The organism is Gemmatimonadaceae bacterium (assembly GCA_016720905.1).
GTDB lineage: Bacteria > Gemmatimonadota > Gemmatimonadetes > Gemmatimonadales > Gemmatimonadaceae > Gemmatimonas.
In genome coordinates, this window is the sequence record JADKJT010000030.1 from 76,351 (window position 1) to 94,445 (window position 18,095).

The window sequence follows — 18,095 nt, forward strand, 5'->3', positions numbered from 1 at the left end:
TTCCGACTCAGCGTGGCTCACCCTCGGATTCGGTGCCCTCGGCCCGGCCTGAGCCTTCGGCGACGACGTCTCGCAGGCAGGACAGGGCGTCGACCACGCTTCGCTGGATGTGGTCGGTGGTCGACTGCCGCGTTCTGAACCACTGACCGATCATCATCACTTCGTCGAGATGATCGGGCGCGATGCCGCTGGCGGTCGTGTCCGGGGAGGTGGCGCGCGCGTGCAGCGCGGACATCGCGACCAGGTCGTTGCAGCGCGCTTCAGCGATCACGCGGCCATGGCGAATGAGGTACACGCGATCATCGCCGTCCCGCCCCGGCACGGCGTAGACGCCGCTGGGCCGCGCCACGGCCTCTCGCACTCGCAACAGCTGCACCTCCAGTTCCTGCAACGAGGCGAGACGATCGCGAAGCCATCCCGCTCGCTCGTACGACAGGGCGGCGCTGGCGACGGCCATCTCGCGCACCAGCGTCTGTTGCGGCGTATCGTCACGGCCCTCGAGCACGGCACGGGCACGCGTCAGCTGTGCGCGATACTCGCCGGCACTGCACGCGCCGACACACGGGCCCAGGCAACGTCGCGTTTCATACCGGTGACAGGCCGGTGTGCGCGCCAGTTGCGGATACTGCACGTCGTCGAACAACTCCGCGGCATCCCGCAGCATCAAACGCACGCGATCCGGACAGTCCCGCAACCCCAGGGCATCGTTGAGCACGCGCAACGCTTCCACCAACGGGGCGCGACTGGAGAATGGCCCGACCATGCCGGTGTGACCCTGACGCCGATCACGCATGGCGGCACTGGCCCGTTGCACGCGCAGGCGCGGTGCGATGCCGTCACTGACGGTGATCACCCACCAGCGATGCAGCGGTCGCGCGGACTTGATGTTGTAGCGCGGCAAGTGCGCGCGAATGAGGCGCACTTCGCGGAGCAACGCGGCGAACTCGCTGGGCTGTTCTTCCCATTCCAGGCTGGCGGTCTCCCGCAACATCCGCGCATGCCGGTGCGCAGGCCATGGCAGTCGGAAGTACGACAACAGTCGGGTGCGCAACTGCGTGCTCTTGCCCACGTACAACACGTCACCGTGCGCGCCCCGCATGAGATAGACCCCCGGCACATTGCGGGCACTGAGACGAACGTGCTCACGCAATCGGGCCACGTCGGCATTGGACGACCCCACGGCGAGGTCGAGTTGTTCCGGCGGCACCGATGTCGCGCGCTGCGCTTTCGCGCGCTGCGCCTTCGCGCGTGATGTGGCGGCGGACGACTTCGGCGCCGTCGCCTTAGTGCTGGCACGTGGGACAGAAGACGGTACTTCGGCCATCGATCGCATGCGTCCCCACGAGACGGCGCCCGCATCGCCGGCAGGGCGCGCCGGCGCGGCCGTAGGCGGCCAGCTGCTCGACGAAACCTCCACGCTCACCGCGGGCATCCCGGTAGTCGCGGAAACTCGTGCCGCGCGCCGCAATCGACGCCTCCAACACGTCGCACAGGGCCCGTCGAAGCGCCGCCGCCTCGGTCGGGCTCACTGACCGTGCCTCGCGTGAAGGGTCGATACCCGCTTTCCACAGTGCCTCGTTGGCGTAGATGTTGCCCACCCCGGCCAGTCGACGCTGATCCATCAGCATCACTTTCACGGGTTGCCGGGAAGCCCGAAGAAGAACCGAAAACTCGGCGTCGCCGAGCGCTGGGTCAAGAGGCTCGACGCCAAGGTCGCCTGCGTATTCGTGGAAGCGGTCCGCTGACATAAGGGTGACGGTCCCCAACCGGCGCATGTCGCGATAGTGCAGCTGACGGCCGTCTGCCAGCGATACGCTGAGGCAGACATAGGCACCGAGCACGTCCGGCGTCGCGTCGCGGGCAATCAGCAGACCGCCAGTGAATCGCGGCTGAACGACCAGATGCCATGTCCCGGTTGCCGATTCGAGATCGATCACGACCAGCTTGGCGCGTCGCCACACGCGCACCACCCTCATCCCCGGCAGGCGGTCACCCAGCTCCTTTGCGGTGCCTTCGCGGAGCACGTCGCCGCGCAACACCGTGACACGCGTGACCATCGCACCGCGAATCTCCGCATCGAGATCGCGGGCAATCGTTTCGGTTTCAGGAAGCTCCGGCATCCGTGGCCGAACGCGCGGCGTCCGCCTGCCATGCATCACGTTCGAGGTCGCGTCGGGCGCCATCACGTCGCTCGGCTTCCCGCCAGCCGATGTCGCGGCGATACATCGCCCCGTCAAAACCGATGCGGGCTGCGGCCTCGCGTGAGCGCTGCTGCGCATCGGCAAATGATGCGGCGATGGCCGTGACAGCGAAGACTCTGCCACCACTCGTGCGCAGCACGCCCTCGCGATCACGCGTGGTGCCGGCGTGGTACACGCGGATGTCATCGCCAAACGAAGGGAGCTCGATGGGCGAACCCGTTGTGGGGGCGTCCGGGTACCCGCTGGCCGCCACCACCGTCGTCACCGACGCGGCCTCCCGCCACATAAGGGGGCTGCAGTGCCTGACGCGGGCACCGCGCGCGATGGCCATCAGGGGTTCGAGCAGGCTACTGGTAAGCATCGGGAGAATCGCCTGCGTCTCCGGATCGCCGAACCGACAATTGAACTCCACAACCTTCGGACCGTCCGGCGTCATCATGAGGCCAGCATACAGCAGGCCCGTGAACGGTGTGCCCCGCTTGCGCAGCGCGTGCAGCGTCGGATGAAACACGCGGTCGGTGATGTCGTCCACCAACGCGGGCGTACAGAATGACACCGGCGTGTACGCGCCCATGCCTCCGGTATTCGGACCGTCATCGCCGTCCAGCAGTCGCTTGTGATCCTGCGCGCCCAGCATCGGCATCACGTCCGTGCCATCGGTGAGCGCGAACAGCGACAACTCCTCACCCGTCATGAACGACTCCACCAGACACTCGTTGCCCGCGTCGCCGAACGCCTTGTCATCGAGGATGCGATCGATGGCCGCGTACGCCTCGGCAATGGTATGACAGACGATGACACCTTTGCCGGCTGCAAGGCCTGACGCTTTGATCACGACGGGGGCGCCGAACCGGGCCTGCACGGCCTCTTTGGCTTCACTCGCGACGCGATGCGTTTCCGCGTGTGCGGTGGGGATGCCGGCGGCGAGCATCATGGCCTTCGTGTCGGCCTTTGACGTTTCGACGGTGGCGGCGCCCATCGTCGGACCGAACACCGGGATGCTACGGTATCGCATTTGATCGACGAGGCCAGCCGCGAGCGGCGCTTCCGGGCCCACCACCACCAGATTCACCGCCTCCGATTCCGCCAACGCGATGAGGGCAGGGAAATCGGTGACGCCAATCGGCTCGATGCGTGCCAGCTCGGCCAGCCCGGGGTTGCCGGGCGTGGCAATCAGCTCGACAGCCGTATTCTCGCGTGAGAGCGCGTCAGCGAGGGCGTGTTCGCGGCCACCAGAGCCGATGAGCAGGATCTTCATACGGCAAAACTAACGCGGAGGCCGCACGGAATCCGGCCACCGCCAGACTGGTCAGCCCCCTGAACCGCCCGTGCCCGATGCCGATCGGAAGGCCTCCTTGAAGGCATCGGTTGCCCGCCCGATGGCATCGCCCACCGACTGCGCCGCAGCTTTCGCCTGCTCGGTGTAGTAGTCGCCCGCTTCGCGCATATCGTCACGCAGGGGCCGCTCGCCTTCCGCGCCGCGCCTGGTGTACTCACCCGCCATGATCCGGGCGTAGTCACCCGACTGTTCCCATCGCTGCAACTCGGCCACGCGGACGGTGTGAAACGGGTGCTCGCGCAACGCGGTGTTCATGGCTTTGAGCACGCTGTCCCACGTGGTGCCGCCCACATCGTACTCCTGCGCCTGGGCGAGATATGCGTCGAGGTCGATCGCGTCACCCATCGATCGACCGCCGGCCAGCTTGAGAAACGTCATGAGACTGCCACGAGGGTCCTGCGTGCCCAGCATTCCCGCCCGGTCAGCCGACAGCTCCGACTTGCGATACCACTCCAGCAGCGCGAGTTGAAATGGCAACAACGCAATCGAGGCGAGCAGAGGCAGCGCGCTCATGCCGAAGAAGAGCACGATCAACGCAATGGTCCGGTACGTGGTGTGGCCGGTGATGATGTGGCCGACTTCATGGGCCAGCACAAAGCGCTGTTCATCGGGCTCGAGCAATTCCAGCGTACCGGAACTGATCACGATGAACGGATTCCCGAACCCCACGGCTCCCGCGTTGGCGATCGGGGTCTGCGTCACATACAGCTGTGGGACGGGATGCCCGGTCTGCGGCCAGTCGAGTGCCTGCAGGACCTCTTGATAGATCGCATGCAACTGCGGGCGCTGCGTCGGGCCAATCAGGACGGCGTCACCCAGAAACAGGTTACGGACGCCGGCTTCGCCGAACACGCTGGCGATCCGGCGGATCACTTCGTCGAAGCCCGGAATGGAGCGAAGGGTATTCAGGGCGGCGCGGTCGGCCGGATGCTCCCAGCTGACGGAGGAAATCTGCGTGAGCGAAATGCGCGACATGATCGGGCGGGTTGGGGGACCGGTCGGTTACCCGTGACTACGGCGGGATGCTCAGGAGGTTCCAGAGCGCCCGCCTTACAGACCAGCCAGTGCCCCGTCCAGATCCGCGATCAGGTCCTCGACGTCCTCGATGCCGCAGGAGAGTCGCACCATCCCATTGGTAAGCCCCATCGCCTCTTTCACCTCCGCCGGTACGGAGCCGTGCGTCATGGTGAAGGGATGGTTGGTGAGGGACTCGACCCCCCCCAGCGACTCCGCCAGCGAGAAGACCCGCACCTTTTGCAGGAACCGGTTGGCGTTGTCCTGCGACCCCAGTTCCAGCGTCATCATGCCCCCAAACCCGGACATCTGTGATGCCGCCAGCGCATGCTGAGGGTGGTTGGGAAGTCCGGGGTAGATGATGCGCTCGGGGCCGAGGCGGTTGAGCAACCAGGCGGCGATCTGCCGCCCATTGGCGTCGTGCTGGCGCATGCGGAGCGGCAGCGTCTTGGTTCCCCTGAGGGCGAGCCACGCATCGAACGGGCCGGGGACGGCGCCGGCGGCATTCAGGATGAACTGCAGCCGATCGGCCAGATCATCCTCAAGAACGACGGCAATCCCGCCGATCATATCAGAGTGACCATTCAGGTACTTCGTCGTGGAGTGCCACACAATATCCGCTCCGAATTCCAACGGTCGCTGGAAGACCGGAGTGGCGAAGGTGTTGTCCACGATGAGCAGTGCCTGGTGCCGCTTGGCGATGTCGCTCATGGCGGCCAAATCGGTCAGCCACATGAGCGGATTGGTCGGCGTCTCCACGAGCAGTGCGCGCGTGGTCGGCGTCATCGCATCCGCGACGATCTGCGGATCGCGTGTGTCCACGTACGAGAACGACAGACCCATATGACGCAGGATCCGGTCGAACAGTCGGAAGGTGCCCCCGTAGACGTTTTCGCCGCAGACGATGTGATCGCCGGCGCGGAACAGCTTCATGATCGAGTCGAGGCAGCCCATGCCACTGCCGAACGCGAGCCCATGCCGGCCGCCTTCAAGCGTCGCGACATTACGTTCGAGCGCCTGTCGCGTCGGGTTCTTTCCGCGGGCGTACTCGTATCCCTTGTTGAGTCCGATCCCGTCCTGCACGTACGTGGACGTCAGGTAGACCGGCGTCATGATGGCACCCGACAGGGGATCAGGGCGCTGACCGGCGTGAATGGCTCGGGTGGAGAGTCCGCCCGCAAGATCTTCGTCGTAGATGCGCGTCATGGTCTTCGGCTGGTGCGTTCGGGCGAGGAGGGAAAGGCTGAAAGTAACGGCCCGTTGCGGGTGGGGCGAGCCGGCGTGCGCGAAACACACGATCCCAGAGTCTCGCATCGGGCGCCCAGCGGTCACTGGCCCGACGGCCCTCGCGATCCCAGGCCGGCCGCCTGACGTGACGCCTTCCGGCAGTGCGTTACACGATAGCGCTCGACGCTGCGTCATTGTCGATGATGAAGCACCGCTGCGAACGCTGCTCCGGCGCCTCATGGAAGCTGAGGGATTCTCCTGCCGGGAAGCGTCCTCGGGCGACGAGGCACTGTCCCTGCTGGAAGCGGAGCCGGTACCGCTGGTGCTCTCGGACTTTCATATGCCGGGTATGGATGGCGGGGTGTTGCTCCGCGAAATCCATCGCCGTTGGGCGGATACCGCCGTCGTGATGGTCACCGCCGTGTCCGACGTGAACATCGCCGTCCGGTGCCTCGAGGCGGGAGCCATCGACTATCTCACCAAGCCCTTTGGCATTACGGAAGTTCGCGCGCGCGTGGCGCAGGCCTTGGACAAACGACGCCTGCTGCTCGAGAATCGCGCGTATCGCACGGAGCTCGAGGAGCGGGTGACCCTGCAGGCGCGGAAGTATGAGGAACTGTTTCTCGCGTCACTGCAGTCGCTGGCCGAGGCGCTCGAAGTGAAGGACGCGTACACCTGGGGACACTCAACGCGCGTCTCGCGCTATGCGATGGCGATTGCCCGTGAGTTGGGGATGCCCGCGGCGTTGCAGGAACAGCTGGAATTGGGCAGCCGCCTTCATGATATCGGCAAGATCGGCGTGCGAGAGGACGTGCTGAACAAGGATGGTTCGCTGACCGCCGACGAATACGCGCATGTCATGGAACACCCGGTCATCGGCTGGCGCCTGCTGGCGCCGTTGCTCCGCGACATGCCGCACGCGCTGGCGGTGGTGCGATCGCATCATGAGCGCTTCGACGGTCGGGGCACACCCGATGCGCTTCGCGGCCACGAAATCCCGCTTGAAGCGCGTATCACCGCCGTGGCCGATTCCTTCGACGCGATGACGAGTGGACGCGTCTATCGATCGGGGCTCAGTGTCGAGGTGGCCGTCGCCGAATTGCGACGGTGTGCCGGATCGCAATTCGATCCGGTGTGTGTGGCGGCATTCGAGCGAGCGCTGGAGCAACAGGGATTCCCGCGTCCCGAGCACTCGCCGCAACCGGCGGTGCGCCTGCAGATCGTCGCCTGATTGCCGTTCGCGAGAGTCAGATCGGACTATCGTCTGGCGACCGCACGTGTACCAGCGAGGGCTGTTTGTACAAGCTCAGCTGCGTTTCGCACCACCGCCGCACGTCCGATTCGCTGACGCGGCCGGTGACGTCCACCCCAATGTCATGGCCACGGACCGGATCCGGAATCGCCTGCACGCGCACCTGCAATACGCCGGGGAGTTCACCGATCACGCGCTCGAGTTCGCGCGGGTAGATGTTGAAACCGTTGTGGGTGAACATCGCCTTGAGCAATCCACGAAACACGATCACGCCGTCGGCGTCGGCCGCCCCCAGATCGCCGGTGTGCAACCATCCGTCGCGGATCGCAAGTCCGTCGGTCGCACCCCTGACGTATCCCATGAAGACGTTGGGACCGCGCACGCAGATCTCGCCGTCCACGCCGGTCGGGCATACGGCACCGGTCGCTGGATCGCGGATCGTCACGGCCACGTCGGGCATCGCCACGCCCAACGTCCCGCGTCGATTGTCGTGCGCTATGGTGTTGGCCAGGCATACCGGCGCCGCCTCCGTCAGTCCGTACCCCTGCCGCAACTCCACACCGGTGAGTTCGGCGAATTGCTCCTGCAGCGTGGGGGAGAGCGGCGCCCCTCCGCAGATGCACGTCTGCAGCCGATGTTTGGTCGCGGGGACGCCGCGACGTTCGATCGCCTGCACCAGGGCGGCGAAGATCGCCGGCACCCCGATCAGCCGCGTGATCGACTGCTGTTCAATCAGTTCCAGCGCTCTGACAGGGTTGAAGCGAGCCATCGTCGTGATGCGGCCGCCGGCCAGCAGCGGGGCGGCGGCACTCACCGTCAACCCGAAGAGGTGGGCGAAAGGCAGCAACGCCAGGGAATGGTCATCTGGTGTGAGTCCCATCGCGAGCACAGCGGAGCGTGCGTTGGCGAGCAGGTTTCGATGTGACAGGCGCGCACCGCGCAACCGACCGGCCATGGCCGACGTGTAGACGATGACGCATTCTTCGTGGTGTCCCTCGACGTCGCGCGTGCCAGACAGCGCCAGGCCATGATGCGAGCCGAGGTCGACATCTTTTGCTCGGCCTTCAATGACCACCCGTGCAGTGCGCGGTACGTCGTCCATAAGCACCATCGGGGTATCGGCCGGCAGGTGGGTTGCCAGCGCGGCAATGGTAATGACCGCGCCGACTTCCGCATCCTGGAGCTGCCAGGCAAGCTCCGGCGGCGCCGCGAGGGGATTGAGAAGTACGGCTCCTCGCCCATCGCACGCCGCCAGCGCGGTCAGGAACGCGGGCCCGGTCGGCAGCAGGATCGCCGCGCGTCGACCGGCCAGCGCCCGAACGAGCGGCGCTGAACGCTGTAGCAGCGTCAGGCCGGCCGCGATCAGCTGCTGGCACGGTGCGTCGTCAACGCGACCACCGGCGGCCGCCAGCGCCAAAGGGAGGATGGAAAGCGGATCAGCCATGGGAGGAGCATATCCAACCGTGCCAGCGGGGGCCATCTCCGTAACGGGCCGCCCATGAAATCGTCCATGCGATGGAGATGCGTCTGTCAGCCACTGGGTCCATGGCCACACCCTTCCTTGGGACTATTGGTAGGGGGGAAGAGGCCGCCTAACTTGCACGCCGGTTTCGTGATAGCAGTAGAAGGACGAGTGAAGCACCGAATACCAAATGCGTAACAGCGATCGATCTGCGGGATAGATCTGGCAGGCCATTCGAATCTGATGAGGGACGGCATGGCATTTGAAGGGCTGATGGTGAGTGTGTCCGGCGTGCGCGGCCGGGTTGGCGCGGGGCTTACCCCGGAGGTCGTGGCGACATTCGCTGCGGCGTTCGGCGCGTGGGCGTCGCGCAATGGCGTGCGCACGATTGTCGTCGGTCGTGACAGCCGCGTGTCCGGCCCGATGTTCACGCGCATTGTTCACGGCGCGCTGCAGTCTGTCGGTTGCACGGTGATTGACATCGGCATGGTGCCGACGCCCACGATTCAGCTTGCCGTGGAATATCATCACGCCGCGGGCGGCCTCGGCATCACGGCCAGCCACAATCCGATCGAGTGGAACGCCCTCAAGTTCATCGGTCCATCCGGCCTGTTCCTTTCCGCGTCCGAAGGCAGCGACATGCGCGCGCTCATGGACGCCGGCGTGCCTCGCGCCACGTGGGATCGGCTTGGCGACGTTGTCGGTGATCCGGACGCCGTTCGTCGACACATCGATCAAGTGCTTGCGCTGCCCTATCTCGACGTGGCCGGAATTCGGGCGCGCGGTTTTCGCGTGGCCCTGGACTGCTGTCATGGCGCCGGTGCGGTGATCATGCCCGAGTTGCTCACCGCGTTGGGCTGCGAAGTCTTCGCCATGGGCATGACGCCGGACGGTGTCTTTCCTCGACCGCCTGAACCGGTCGCGGAGAACCTTGGCGAGCTGGCGACCCTGGTGCGGAACGTCGGGGCCGACGTGGGATTTGCCACCGATCCTGATGTGGATCGATTGGCCCTCGTGCTCGATGATGGGCAGGCGCCGGGCGAGGACTACACGCTCGCGTTCGCGGCCCGCACGGTGTTGAAGCATCGACCGGGGCCGGTCGTCACGAACCTGTCCACCAGCAAGGTGGTCGCTGATGTGGCGGCGGAAGCGGGCGTTCCGTTCCACTTTGCCAAGGTGGGTGAGGTCAACGTGGCGATGGCCATGCGTGATCTTGGCGCGACAATCGGGGGCGAGGGAAACGGCGGCGTGATCCTTCCGGAATTGCATCTGGGTCGTGATGCGCCGGTGGGTGCTGCACTGCTGCTGCAACTGATGCTCGAAGAAGGTCGCCCGCTGTCGCACCTGCGGGCGGACAAGCCGCGCTATGTGATCGTGAAGGACAAACTCGACCGTCCGAACGTTCAACTCGACGCGGTGTATGCCGCGTTGCGTGCCGCGTTCCCCGACGCGGTCGCAGATACGCAGGATGGCCTTCGGCTGGATTGGGCCGATCGCTGGGTGCATCTCCGCCCCTCGGGGACGGAGCCGATTGTTCGTGTGATTGCCGAGGCGCCTGCGGAAGCGGATGCCCGACAGCTCATTGCCCAGGCGCGCAAGCCGTTGGCCGATCTGGCCGCGGGCACCTGACCGACGTTCGCAAGACTCCTCAGACCTACTCCTACCATGTGCGGAATCGTTGGATACGTCGGCGACAAGATCGCCACCCCCGTCCTGCTCGACGGCCTCAAGCGCCTTGAGTATCGCGGCTACGACTCGGCGGGCGTCGCGATCATGAACGGCAAGGGCGTGGAGACACGCAAGGCGGCGGGGAAGATCTCGCGTCTGGAGTCGGTCATCGATGCCAATCCGCCGCGGGGCACGCTGGGGATCGGTCACACGCGCTGGGCGACGCACGGCCCGCCGACCGAAGGCAATGCGCACCCGCATGTGAGCACCGATCGCTCGATCGCCGTGGTGCACAACGGCATCATCGAGAACGCCACCGTCCTCAAGGCCGGTCTGGAAGCGCGCGGGTTCGTGTTCACGTCGGATACTGACACCGAAGTGCTTGCGCATCTCATCGAAGCCGCCTATGCCGGCAACCTCGAAGCCGCCGTCATAGAGGCGTTGCGTCAGGTCGAGGGCACCTATGGCATCGCGGTCATCTCGTCCAAGGAGAAGGACAAGATCGTGGCGGCCCGCAAAGGCAGCCCGCTGCTGGTTGGCCTGGGTGACGGCGAGTACTTCATCGCCTCCGACGCGTCGGCCATTCTGGCCTACACCCGCAATGTGATCTATCTCGACGACGGTGACGTCGCGGTGATCACGCGCGACGGGTACAAGGTGCTCGATCTGGACTCCGTGCTGCTGGACAAGCCGGTGTCGCGCATCGACTGGGACCTCGAACAGATCGAGCGTGGCGGGTATCCGCATTTCATGCTCAAGGAAATCTTTGAGCAGCCCACGACGGTGGAAAACACCATGCGTGGCCGACTGATTCTCGAGGAAGGCTTCTCGAAGCTGGGCGGATTGAACATCTCGAAGGAAGACTTGCTCAAGGTCGACAACATCATCATCACCGCCTGCGGCACCAGCTGGCATTCGGCGTTGATCGGTGAGATGATGATCGAAGAGCTGTGCCGCATTCCGGTGGAAGTGGAATACGCGTCGGAGTTCCGTTACCGCAATCCGATCGTGACCCCGACCACGCTGTGCATTGTGATATCGCAGTCCGGCGAAACGGCCGATACGCTGGCTGCCATGCGCGAAGCCAAACGACGCGGTGCGCGCACGCTGGGCCTGGTGAATGTCGTCGGCTCCACGATTGCCCGTGAGGATGACGGCGGCATCTACCTGCACGCGGGCCCCGAGATCGGCGTCGCGTCCACCAAGGCGTTCAGCAGCCAGGTGGTGGCACTGGCGCTGTTCACGCTCAAGCTGGCGCGATTGCGCAACCTGTCGGTCGCGCAGGGTCGCGAGATCGCGCAGGCGCTGGCCAAGCTTCCCGAGCAGATCCAGTCGATACTCGACCGTGCCGATGAAGTAGAAGCACTGGCGGAAGAATTCAAGCGCGCCACGAATTTCCTGTATCTGGGTCGCGGCTACAATTTCCCGGCCGCCCTGGAAGGCGCGCTCAAGCTCAAGGAAATCAGCTACATCCATGCCGAGGGATACCCGGCCGCAGAGATGAAGCATGGACCCATCGCGCTCATCGACGAAATGATGCCGGTGGTGTGTATTGCGCCACATGATTCCGTGTTCGAGAAGATCACGTCGAACATCCAGGAAGTGAAAGCGCGCAAGGGCAAGATCATCGCGATCACCACGCGTGATGAGCCGTCGTTGGCGGGAAAGCTGGACTATGAGTTCCGCATTCCGGAGACGGTCGATCTGCTCACGCCGATCCTGGCCAGTGTCCCGTTGCAATTGCTGGCGTACTACATCGCGGTCAAGCGTGGCTGCAACGTCGACCAGCCGCGCAATCTGGCGAAGTCGGTCACGGTGGAGTAGGCGGCGCACGGGATCTGAAGACGGGAGACGGGAGACGGGAGACGTCCGCGCGGCAGCCACTGGCTTGCCGATTGGGCGTCTCCCGTCTTCATTCTCCCCTGTCCCGTCTTCACGCACCCACCGCGCCGCCTATGCCCGAGTACCCGGATATCGCCGTCTACCGCGAGCGCCTCGAGGCCTACATAGTCGGCCATGTGTTGCAGGGCGTGCGTGTGCTCAATCCCTTCGTGCTGCGTACCGTCCGGCCGGACGTCTTGGTGCTCGCGAATTCGCGTGTGGTGGGTATCCGCGCGATTGGCAAGCGGCTGGTGGTGGCCTGTGACCACGACTGCTTCGTCGTGATCCACCTGATGATCGCCGGTCGTTTGCGATGGCGGCCTCCAGGCAAATCGTTACCGGGAAAGCTGGCCGTGTTCGCATTCGACTTTGCGCATGGGACGCTGTTCCTGAGCGAGGCTGGATCGAAGCGCCGCGCGTCGGTGCACGTCGTGGAAGGTGAGGCGTCACTGGTCGGCTTTGATCGCGGCGGCATTGATCCGATGCAGGCGTCTGCGGCCGACTATGCGGAGGCACTGCGTCGGGAGAATCACACGCTGAAGCGCTCGCTCACCGATCCCCGGCTGTTCAGTGGCATCGGCAATGCCTATTCCGACGAACTGCTGCATGCGGCCAGGTTGTCGCCGCTACAGCTCACCGGCAAGCTCACCGACGACGAGATTGCGCGCATTCGTGAGGCCACACGGGCCACGCTGACCGCATGGACGAGCCGGTTGAGGTTGGAAGTGGGCGATGCATTTCCGGAGACCGTGACGGCGTTTCACGATGGTATGGCCGTGCATGGACGGTTCGGCCAGCCGTGTCCGGACTGCCACGCCCCGGTCCAGCGGATACGCTATGCCGACAACGAAACGAACTACTGCGCACGCTGCCAGACCGGCGGCCGGATTCTGGCCGATCGGGCGCTGTCTCGGCTCCTCAAGAAGGACTTCCCGAGGCGGCTCGAAGATCTGGAGGGGTGAATCGACTAATTTTGGCGGATGACAGATGCTGTACTGCCCCCCGCTGAAACGGCCCTCGCCCGCGAGATCGTGCGACGCCGCACGTTTGCGATCATCTCGCATCCGGACGCCGGCAAGACGACACTTACCGAGAAGCTGCTGTTGTACGGCGGCGCGATTCATCTGGCCGGTTCGGTCAAGGCCCGCCGCGCCACGCGTCACGCCACGTCCGACTGGATGAAGCTCGAGCAGGAGCGTGGTATCTCCGTCACCTCGTCGGTGCTGCAGTTCGAGTATCTGGGCTACCAACTCAACCTGCTCGACACGCCCGGGCCATGAAGACTTCTCGGAAGACACCTATCGGACACTGGTGGCTGCCGACAGCGCGATCATGTTGCTGGATAATCGAAAAGGCGTTGAGGAACGCACCCGGCAACTGTTTGACGTGTGCAAGCTGCGGCGCACACCGATCTTCACGCTGGTCAACAAATGCGACCGGTACGGCGAGGATCCGCTCAAGCTGATTCAGGACGTCGAGGCCGACCTGTCCATCGACTGCTATGCCGCCACCTGGCCCGTGTTCGACAATGACATTTTCGTGGGCGTGTATGATCGTCTCAAGCGCGAAGTGCATCTGTTCGAGCGGAGCGGCGATCGAGGGGCGTCGCGCGCCGACGAGACCATTGTGGGCATTGATGATCCGTCGCTGCTGGACACGATGGGTGCGGGCGCGTTCGATCGGCTGATGACCGACATCGAGTTGCTGGATGCGGCGGGGCACACTTATGAACATGAGCGCGTGATCGACGGCACGCTGACGCCGGTGTTCTTCGGTTCGGCGTTGACCAACTTTGGTATCGAACCGTTCCTGCGGGAGTTCCTCGAGCTGGCCCCGCCCCCGGGGCCACGGGAGTCAACGGTTGGTCCAGTGGCCCCCGCGCGCACGGACTTCACGGGATTCGTGTTCAAGATTCAGGCGAATATGGATCCCAAGCACCGGGACCGTATCGCATTTGTGCGGATCGTGTCCGGGCACTTCGAGGCGAACATGCAGGTGTTGCACCAGCGCAGCGGCAAACCGATACGTCTGGCTGCCCCGCAGCAGTTCATGGCCAGAGATCGGGTGGCCATCGAAGAAGCGTGGCCGGGTGACGTGATCGGCATCATGGATCGTGGCACCCTGCGCATTGGTGACACGCTGGGAGGCGACGGGACGCTGGAGTTCCAGGGGATCCCGCGTTTTCCTCCCGAGCATTTTGCGCGCGCCGTGCCGGCTGACCCGCTCAAACGCAAGCAATTTGACAGTGGACTGCGACAGCTGACGGAGGAGGGCGCCGCCCAGGTGTTCTTCGCCGAAACGTCGTTCGGTTCACAGCCAATCGTCGGCGCCGTCGGGCAACTGCAGTTTGACGTGATGGCGTTTCGTCTGGAGCACGAATACGCCGCGCCGTGCAAGTTCGAGAAAATGACATACCGCTGGCCACGTTGGCTCACCGGCCCCAAGGCCGATGTGGAACGCGTGGCGAACGGTCAGGGTCGCCTGCAACTCTACGACCACAAGGGCAACGTGGTGGTGCTCTTCCAGGACGCCTGGGCGTTACGGCGCGCCCTGCAACACGAGACCAGCGTCACGTTCCACGAGGCGCAGCCCTGACGGACGAAGTACTCAGTACTCAGTACTCGGTACTCAGTACTCGGTACTCAGTACTCGGTACTCAGTACTCGGTACTCAGTACTCGGTACTCAGTACTCAGTCAAACCTGCTTTGCGATCTCGATTTGCCGGCCGACGTGCCCGATCACGAATCCCCCGTCATCTGACGACGAGAAGTAAATCCGCAGTCCGGTGTCGGGGTTGCTTCCACGACGCAGCTGATCGGGGCACTCGATCTCGGCCGACCCATCCGGGAACACGTACGGCGTCTTGTACGCGGAATCGGTTGAGCCGGGCGTGTAGTCCACGCCAAGATCGGTGAAGACCTCGGTCAGCGGGCGACTGAGGGCGCGGTCCTGACGTCGACGGCCGACCTCGCCCAGCGTCTTGAGATACTTCCACGCGGTGTCCGGGTCGGGGAACTCCGACTCCCGCGCTGCGACGAACGCGGTAGGCAGCAAGCGCAGTGCGTCTGCGTACATGGCCTGCGCGCGCTCCACCGCTTCCAGCACCGATTCCGGCGCGTCGCTGGCGGGTTTTGAGATGGGCTGCCGCTCCTTCAGCGCGGCGAGCGTGGTGCGAAGGGATCGTGCGAGCGCGCGTTCGGTCTCCAGCTGGTCGCGGGATTCGTTCAAGCGTTCGCGGACGCGCATCAACTCGCCCTCTGACTGCTTCAGTGCTTCTTCGAAATCACGAACGAGCGAAACCAACTGCCCGCGATCGAGTTCCGATCCGGATTCCGCAGCCGCCAACGCGTTGGATGCATCCGGTCGCTTGCCGTACGCGGACGCGCGTTCGTCGCGCATGCGTTCGACCAGAACCGAATCCGACATCGGACGATGCACCGAGACTTCAGCAAGCCGCTGCACGAGTCGGCGGCGCTCGCCGGGCAGCGCCAGGGCGCGGGCGAGCACGAGCGGATGCTGGAATGGATCGGCCTCGAGATGAAATCCGGGCAGGTACGCGCGCGCGCTGCCGAGAAACACCGAACGCGCATGTCCACCAACGGCATCCGAGAGCGCGAACGTGTCGCTATGGCGCAGCATGAAGCACAGGCCGAGTCCGAAGACCTCGCTGGCGAACTGCTCCGGTGGCAGAACGTATCCCCCGTCAGGCAACTCGGTCAGCAACAACACCGGCATGGTGCGTGCAGGATCACACAACACAAAGCGCACGAACGCGTCGAGGGTACCCGCTTCCAATTGCGTCGGGATGCGCTGCAATGGCCCGTCGCTGGACACCAGCGTGAACGGCACATCGAGTTCCGACAACAGGCGCGGCGGCCGGACCGGTGGCGGGGCGCCGTTGCCGACGCCGCCGTCAGTTCCCACCCGGATGTACAACTGACGCTGCACGGCTCCGCTGGCCGCCGAGGTGGTTACATAGGTCACATGTGTTGACCACTGGAGGCCGCGGTCGAGCGGATCCGGTGCGTGCACCACGATGTCCGCCAGCGCCGCGCCTTCGTGCATGAACGGCGCCCAGCGAAGGATGCGACCACCGTCCAGCGTGTGATTGGACGGGGACTCCCAGCTTAGCTGTTGACTGGAATCAAGCCCCAGCCACGCGACACAGGCATCGAGAAAGGCGGCGTCGGCATTGGTGGCGCTGCTGCGCGGCACCAGATCGAAATGAAGCGCAAGGCGTGGTTGCACGGTCGTATGGATTGACATTGGCTCAGCTCTTTCGGCAAGAACAAAAGAGTGCGAAACTGTCGGACTTATGCGAATTCTACTGCAACGAGTGCGTCGTGCTGAAGTGCGAATCCGTGATGAGTCGTCGGATGAGGCGCTCCGGGTTTCGGGGCGCATCGGAGTGGGCTATCTCCTGCTGGTTGGCATCGCTCCAAGCGACACCATCAGCGAGGCGAAGTGGCTGGTGGATAAGATAACCTCTTTGCGGCTGTTTCCAGATGCGGAAGGCCGTATGAACCGCGACTTGCGCGAAATAGGCGGGGCGCTGCTTGTGGTGTCGCAATTCACCCTGTACGGCGACGCCCGCAAAGGACGGCGTCCAAGCTTCATTGGCGCGGCGCCGCCAGATATGGCGGGACGTCTGTACGGTCAGTTGGTCACGCTGTTCCTCGACCAGGGGTTGCCGGTGGAGACCGGCGAATTCGGGGCCACCATGGACGTTGAGCTGATAAATGACGGCCCAGTAACGATTTGGCTTGAACGAGAGGCCGTCGATCGTGACCCGCCATGATTGGCGCGTGCCAGCGGTGTAACGCCATGTTCCCCGATTAGCATGGTCAACGGAGCCCGGCCGAGACGGCGGCAAGCCCACGCTCCAGATCGGCGATAATGTCACTCGCATTTTCCAACCCCACGCTGACGCGAATCAGGCCATCGCTGATACCGACAGCCGCGCGCTCGGCCGCGGAGAGTTTGCTGTGCGTGGTCGACGCAGGGTGCGTGACAATGGTGCGTGTATCGCCCAGATTCGGCGAATGTGAACACATCGTGAGCGCGTCAAGGAATTGACGTCCCGACTCCAGGCCGCCGTTCACCACCAGCACCACGATCCCGCCTCCCTGTGACATCTGGCGGCGCGCCAGCGCATGCTGCGGATGCGACGGCAGGAAGGGATATCGCACGGACGCCAGCGACTCGTGATGCTCAAAGTGCCTGGCGATGGCGAGTGCGTTGTCGCAGTGTCGGTCCATCCGCACGGCAAGCGTTTCCAGCGACTTGGACAGCACCCAGGCATTGAACGCGCTCATGGCGGGACCCGTGTGCCGCGCAAAAAACCGACAGTCGGCGATGAAAGCCTCGGCACCGATGATCGCACCGCCCAGCACACGCCCCTGGCCATCGATGTACTTGGTGGCTGAGTGCACGGTGGCCGTGGCGCCGTACGACAACGGACGCTGCAGGTACGGTGTGGCGAAGCAGTTGTCCACCACCAGGTCAATGCCGCGATCCTGAGCCAGGGCACCCAACCACTCCAGATCGATCAATTCGAGTCCGGGATTGGACGGTGTCTCGATGAACAGCATTCTGGTGTTGGGGCGTATGCCGCGAATCCATGCGTCATGATCGGACCCGTCGACGTAATCGCTCTGCACGCCCCACTTCGGGAGAATGCGAGTGAAGATCTGATGGGTCGACCCAAACAACGCGCGCGCGGCCAGCACATGATCTCCGGCCGAAACCCGTGACGCGATGGCCGTGAACACCGCCGCCATACCGGACGCGGTGGCAATCCCGTCGTCTCCACCTTCCATGAGGCAGAGCTTCCGGACCAGCTCATCCGTGTTCGGGTTCGCGTACCGGCTGTACACATTGCCGCTGACTTCCTCGGCAAACAGCGCGCGTGCATGCTCCGCGTCGTCAAAACGGAAGCTCGACGTCAGATACAACGGCACCGAATGCTCGCGCTCAGGGCTGATTGGTGCCTGCGTGCGAATGGCCAGCGTTTCGAAGTGCGGCGCGTCGGACATAAAGCGGTCTCGTGG

13 protein-coding genes and 1 pseudogene are annotated in these 18,095 nt (G+C 64.4%); 6 read left to right on the forward strand and 8 right to left on the reverse strand.

Going from position 1 to position 18,095, the window contains the following annotated elements:
• Window positions 1-7 precede the first annotated feature (7 nt).
• From IPP90_19255 to IPP90_19275, 5 genes are all read right to left on the reverse strand, one after another.
• The gene (locus tag IPP90_19255) at window positions 8-1,324 is read right to left on the reverse strand and encodes a GIY-YIG nuclease family protein (GenBank protein ID MBL0172803.1); all 1,317 of its coding nucleotides are present in this window, start codon (window positions 1,322-1,324) and stop codon (window positions 8-10) included.
• A complete protein-coding gene (gene mutM, locus IPP90_19260) occupies window positions 1,284-2,120 on the reverse strand; it encodes a bifunctional DNA-formamidopyrimidine glycosylase/DNA-(apurinic or apyrimidinic site) lyase (GenBank protein ID MBL0172804.1) in 837 nt (278 codons plus the stop codon). The genes IPP90_19255 and mutM overlap by 41 nt, the downstream gene beginning before the upstream one ends.
• A complete protein-coding gene (gene purD, locus IPP90_19265; protein ID MBL0172805.1) occupies window positions 2,104-3,459 on the reverse strand; it encodes a phosphoribosylamine--glycine ligase in 1,356 nt (451 codons plus the stop codon). The genes mutM and purD overlap by 17 nt, the downstream gene beginning before the upstream one ends.
• A 51-nt stretch (window positions 3,460-3,510) precedes the next feature.
• The gene (locus tag IPP90_19270; protein ID MBL0172806.1) at window positions 3,511-4,515 is read right to left on the reverse strand and encodes a M48 family metallopeptidase; all 1,005 of its coding nucleotides are present in this window, start codon (window positions 4,513-4,515) and stop codon (window positions 3,511-3,513) included.
• Window positions 4,516-4,590: 75 nt separating this feature from the next.
• Window positions 4,591-5,760, reverse strand: a complete 1,170-nt coding sequence (locus IPP90_19275; GenBank protein MBL0172807.1) for an aminotransferase class I/II-fold pyridoxal phosphate-dependent enzyme — start codon at window positions 5,758-5,760, stop codon at window positions 4,591-4,593.
• A gap of 166 nt (window positions 5,761-5,926) precedes the next feature.
• Between IPP90_19275 and IPP90_19280 the strand changes: the two genes are divergently transcribed.
• Entirely contained in the window at window positions 5,927-7,012 is a 1,086-nt protein-coding gene (locus IPP90_19280; GenBank protein MBL0172808.1) for a response regulator, read from the forward strand.
• A 16-nt stretch (window positions 7,013-7,028) separates the two neighbouring features.
• Here the strand turns inward: IPP90_19280 and IPP90_19285 are convergent, their stop codons facing one another.
• A complete protein-coding gene (locus IPP90_19285) occupies window positions 7,029-8,477 on the reverse strand; it encodes an AMP-binding protein (protein ID MBL0172809.1) in 1,449 nt (482 codons plus the stop codon).
• A 273-nt stretch (window positions 8,478-8,750) separates the two neighbouring features.
• Between IPP90_19285 and glmM the strand changes: the two genes are divergently transcribed.
• The 4 genes and pseudogenes from glmM to IPP90_19305 all read left to right on the forward strand — a co-directional run bounded on the left by glmM (window position 8,751) and on the right by IPP90_19305 (window position 14,639).
• Window positions 8,751-10,124, forward strand: coding sequence for a phosphoglucosamine mutase (gene glmM, locus IPP90_19290; protein ID MBL0172810.1), 1,374 nt, complete (start codon window positions 8,751-8,753; stop codon window positions 10,122-10,124).
• 36 nt (window positions 10,125-10,160) lie between these two features.
• Window positions 10,161-11,987 carry a glutamine--fructose-6-phosphate transaminase (isomerizing) gene (gene glmS / locus IPP90_19295; protein ID MBL0172811.1) on the forward strand — a complete coding sequence of 609 codons (1,827 nt, stop codon included), beginning with the start codon at window positions 10,161-10,163 and terminating at the stop codon, window positions 11,985-11,987.
• Between the two features lie 131 nt (window positions 11,988-12,118).
• Window positions 12,119-13,006 (forward strand): formamidopyrimidine-DNA glycosylase, encoded by an 888-nt coding sequence (locus IPP90_19300; GenBank protein ID MBL0172812.1) that lies wholly within the window; start codon window positions 12,119-12,121, stop codon window positions 13,004-13,006.
• An 18-nt stretch (window positions 13,007-13,024) separates the two neighbouring features.
• A pseudogene (locus IPP90_19305) lies at window positions 13,025-14,639 on the forward strand (peptide chain release factor 3).
• Window positions 14,640-14,739: 100 nt separating this feature from the next.
• Here the strand turns inward: IPP90_19305 and IPP90_19310 are convergent.
• The gene (locus tag IPP90_19310; GenBank protein ID MBL0172813.1) at window positions 14,740-16,311 is read right to left on the reverse strand and encodes a hypothetical protein; all 1,572 of its coding nucleotides are present in this window, start codon (window positions 16,309-16,311) and stop codon (window positions 14,740-14,742) included.
• Window positions 16,312-16,360: 49 nt separating this feature from the next.
• Between IPP90_19310 and IPP90_19315 the strand changes: the two genes are divergently transcribed.
• On the forward strand, window positions 16,361-16,843 hold the full coding sequence (locus IPP90_19315) for a D-tyrosyl-tRNA(Tyr) deacylase (protein ID MBL0172814.1): 483 nt from the start codon (window positions 16,361-16,363) through the stop codon (window positions 16,841-16,843).
• Between the two features lie 46 nt (window positions 16,844-16,889).
• On the opposite strand, the gene IPP90_19320 is transcribed toward IPP90_19315, so the two are convergent.
• Window positions 16,890-18,080, reverse strand: coding sequence for a PLP-dependent transferase (locus IPP90_19320; GenBank protein MBL0172815.1), 1,191 nt, complete (start codon window positions 18,078-18,080; stop codon window positions 16,890-16,892).
• Window positions 18,081-18,095: the final 15 nt, after the last annotated feature.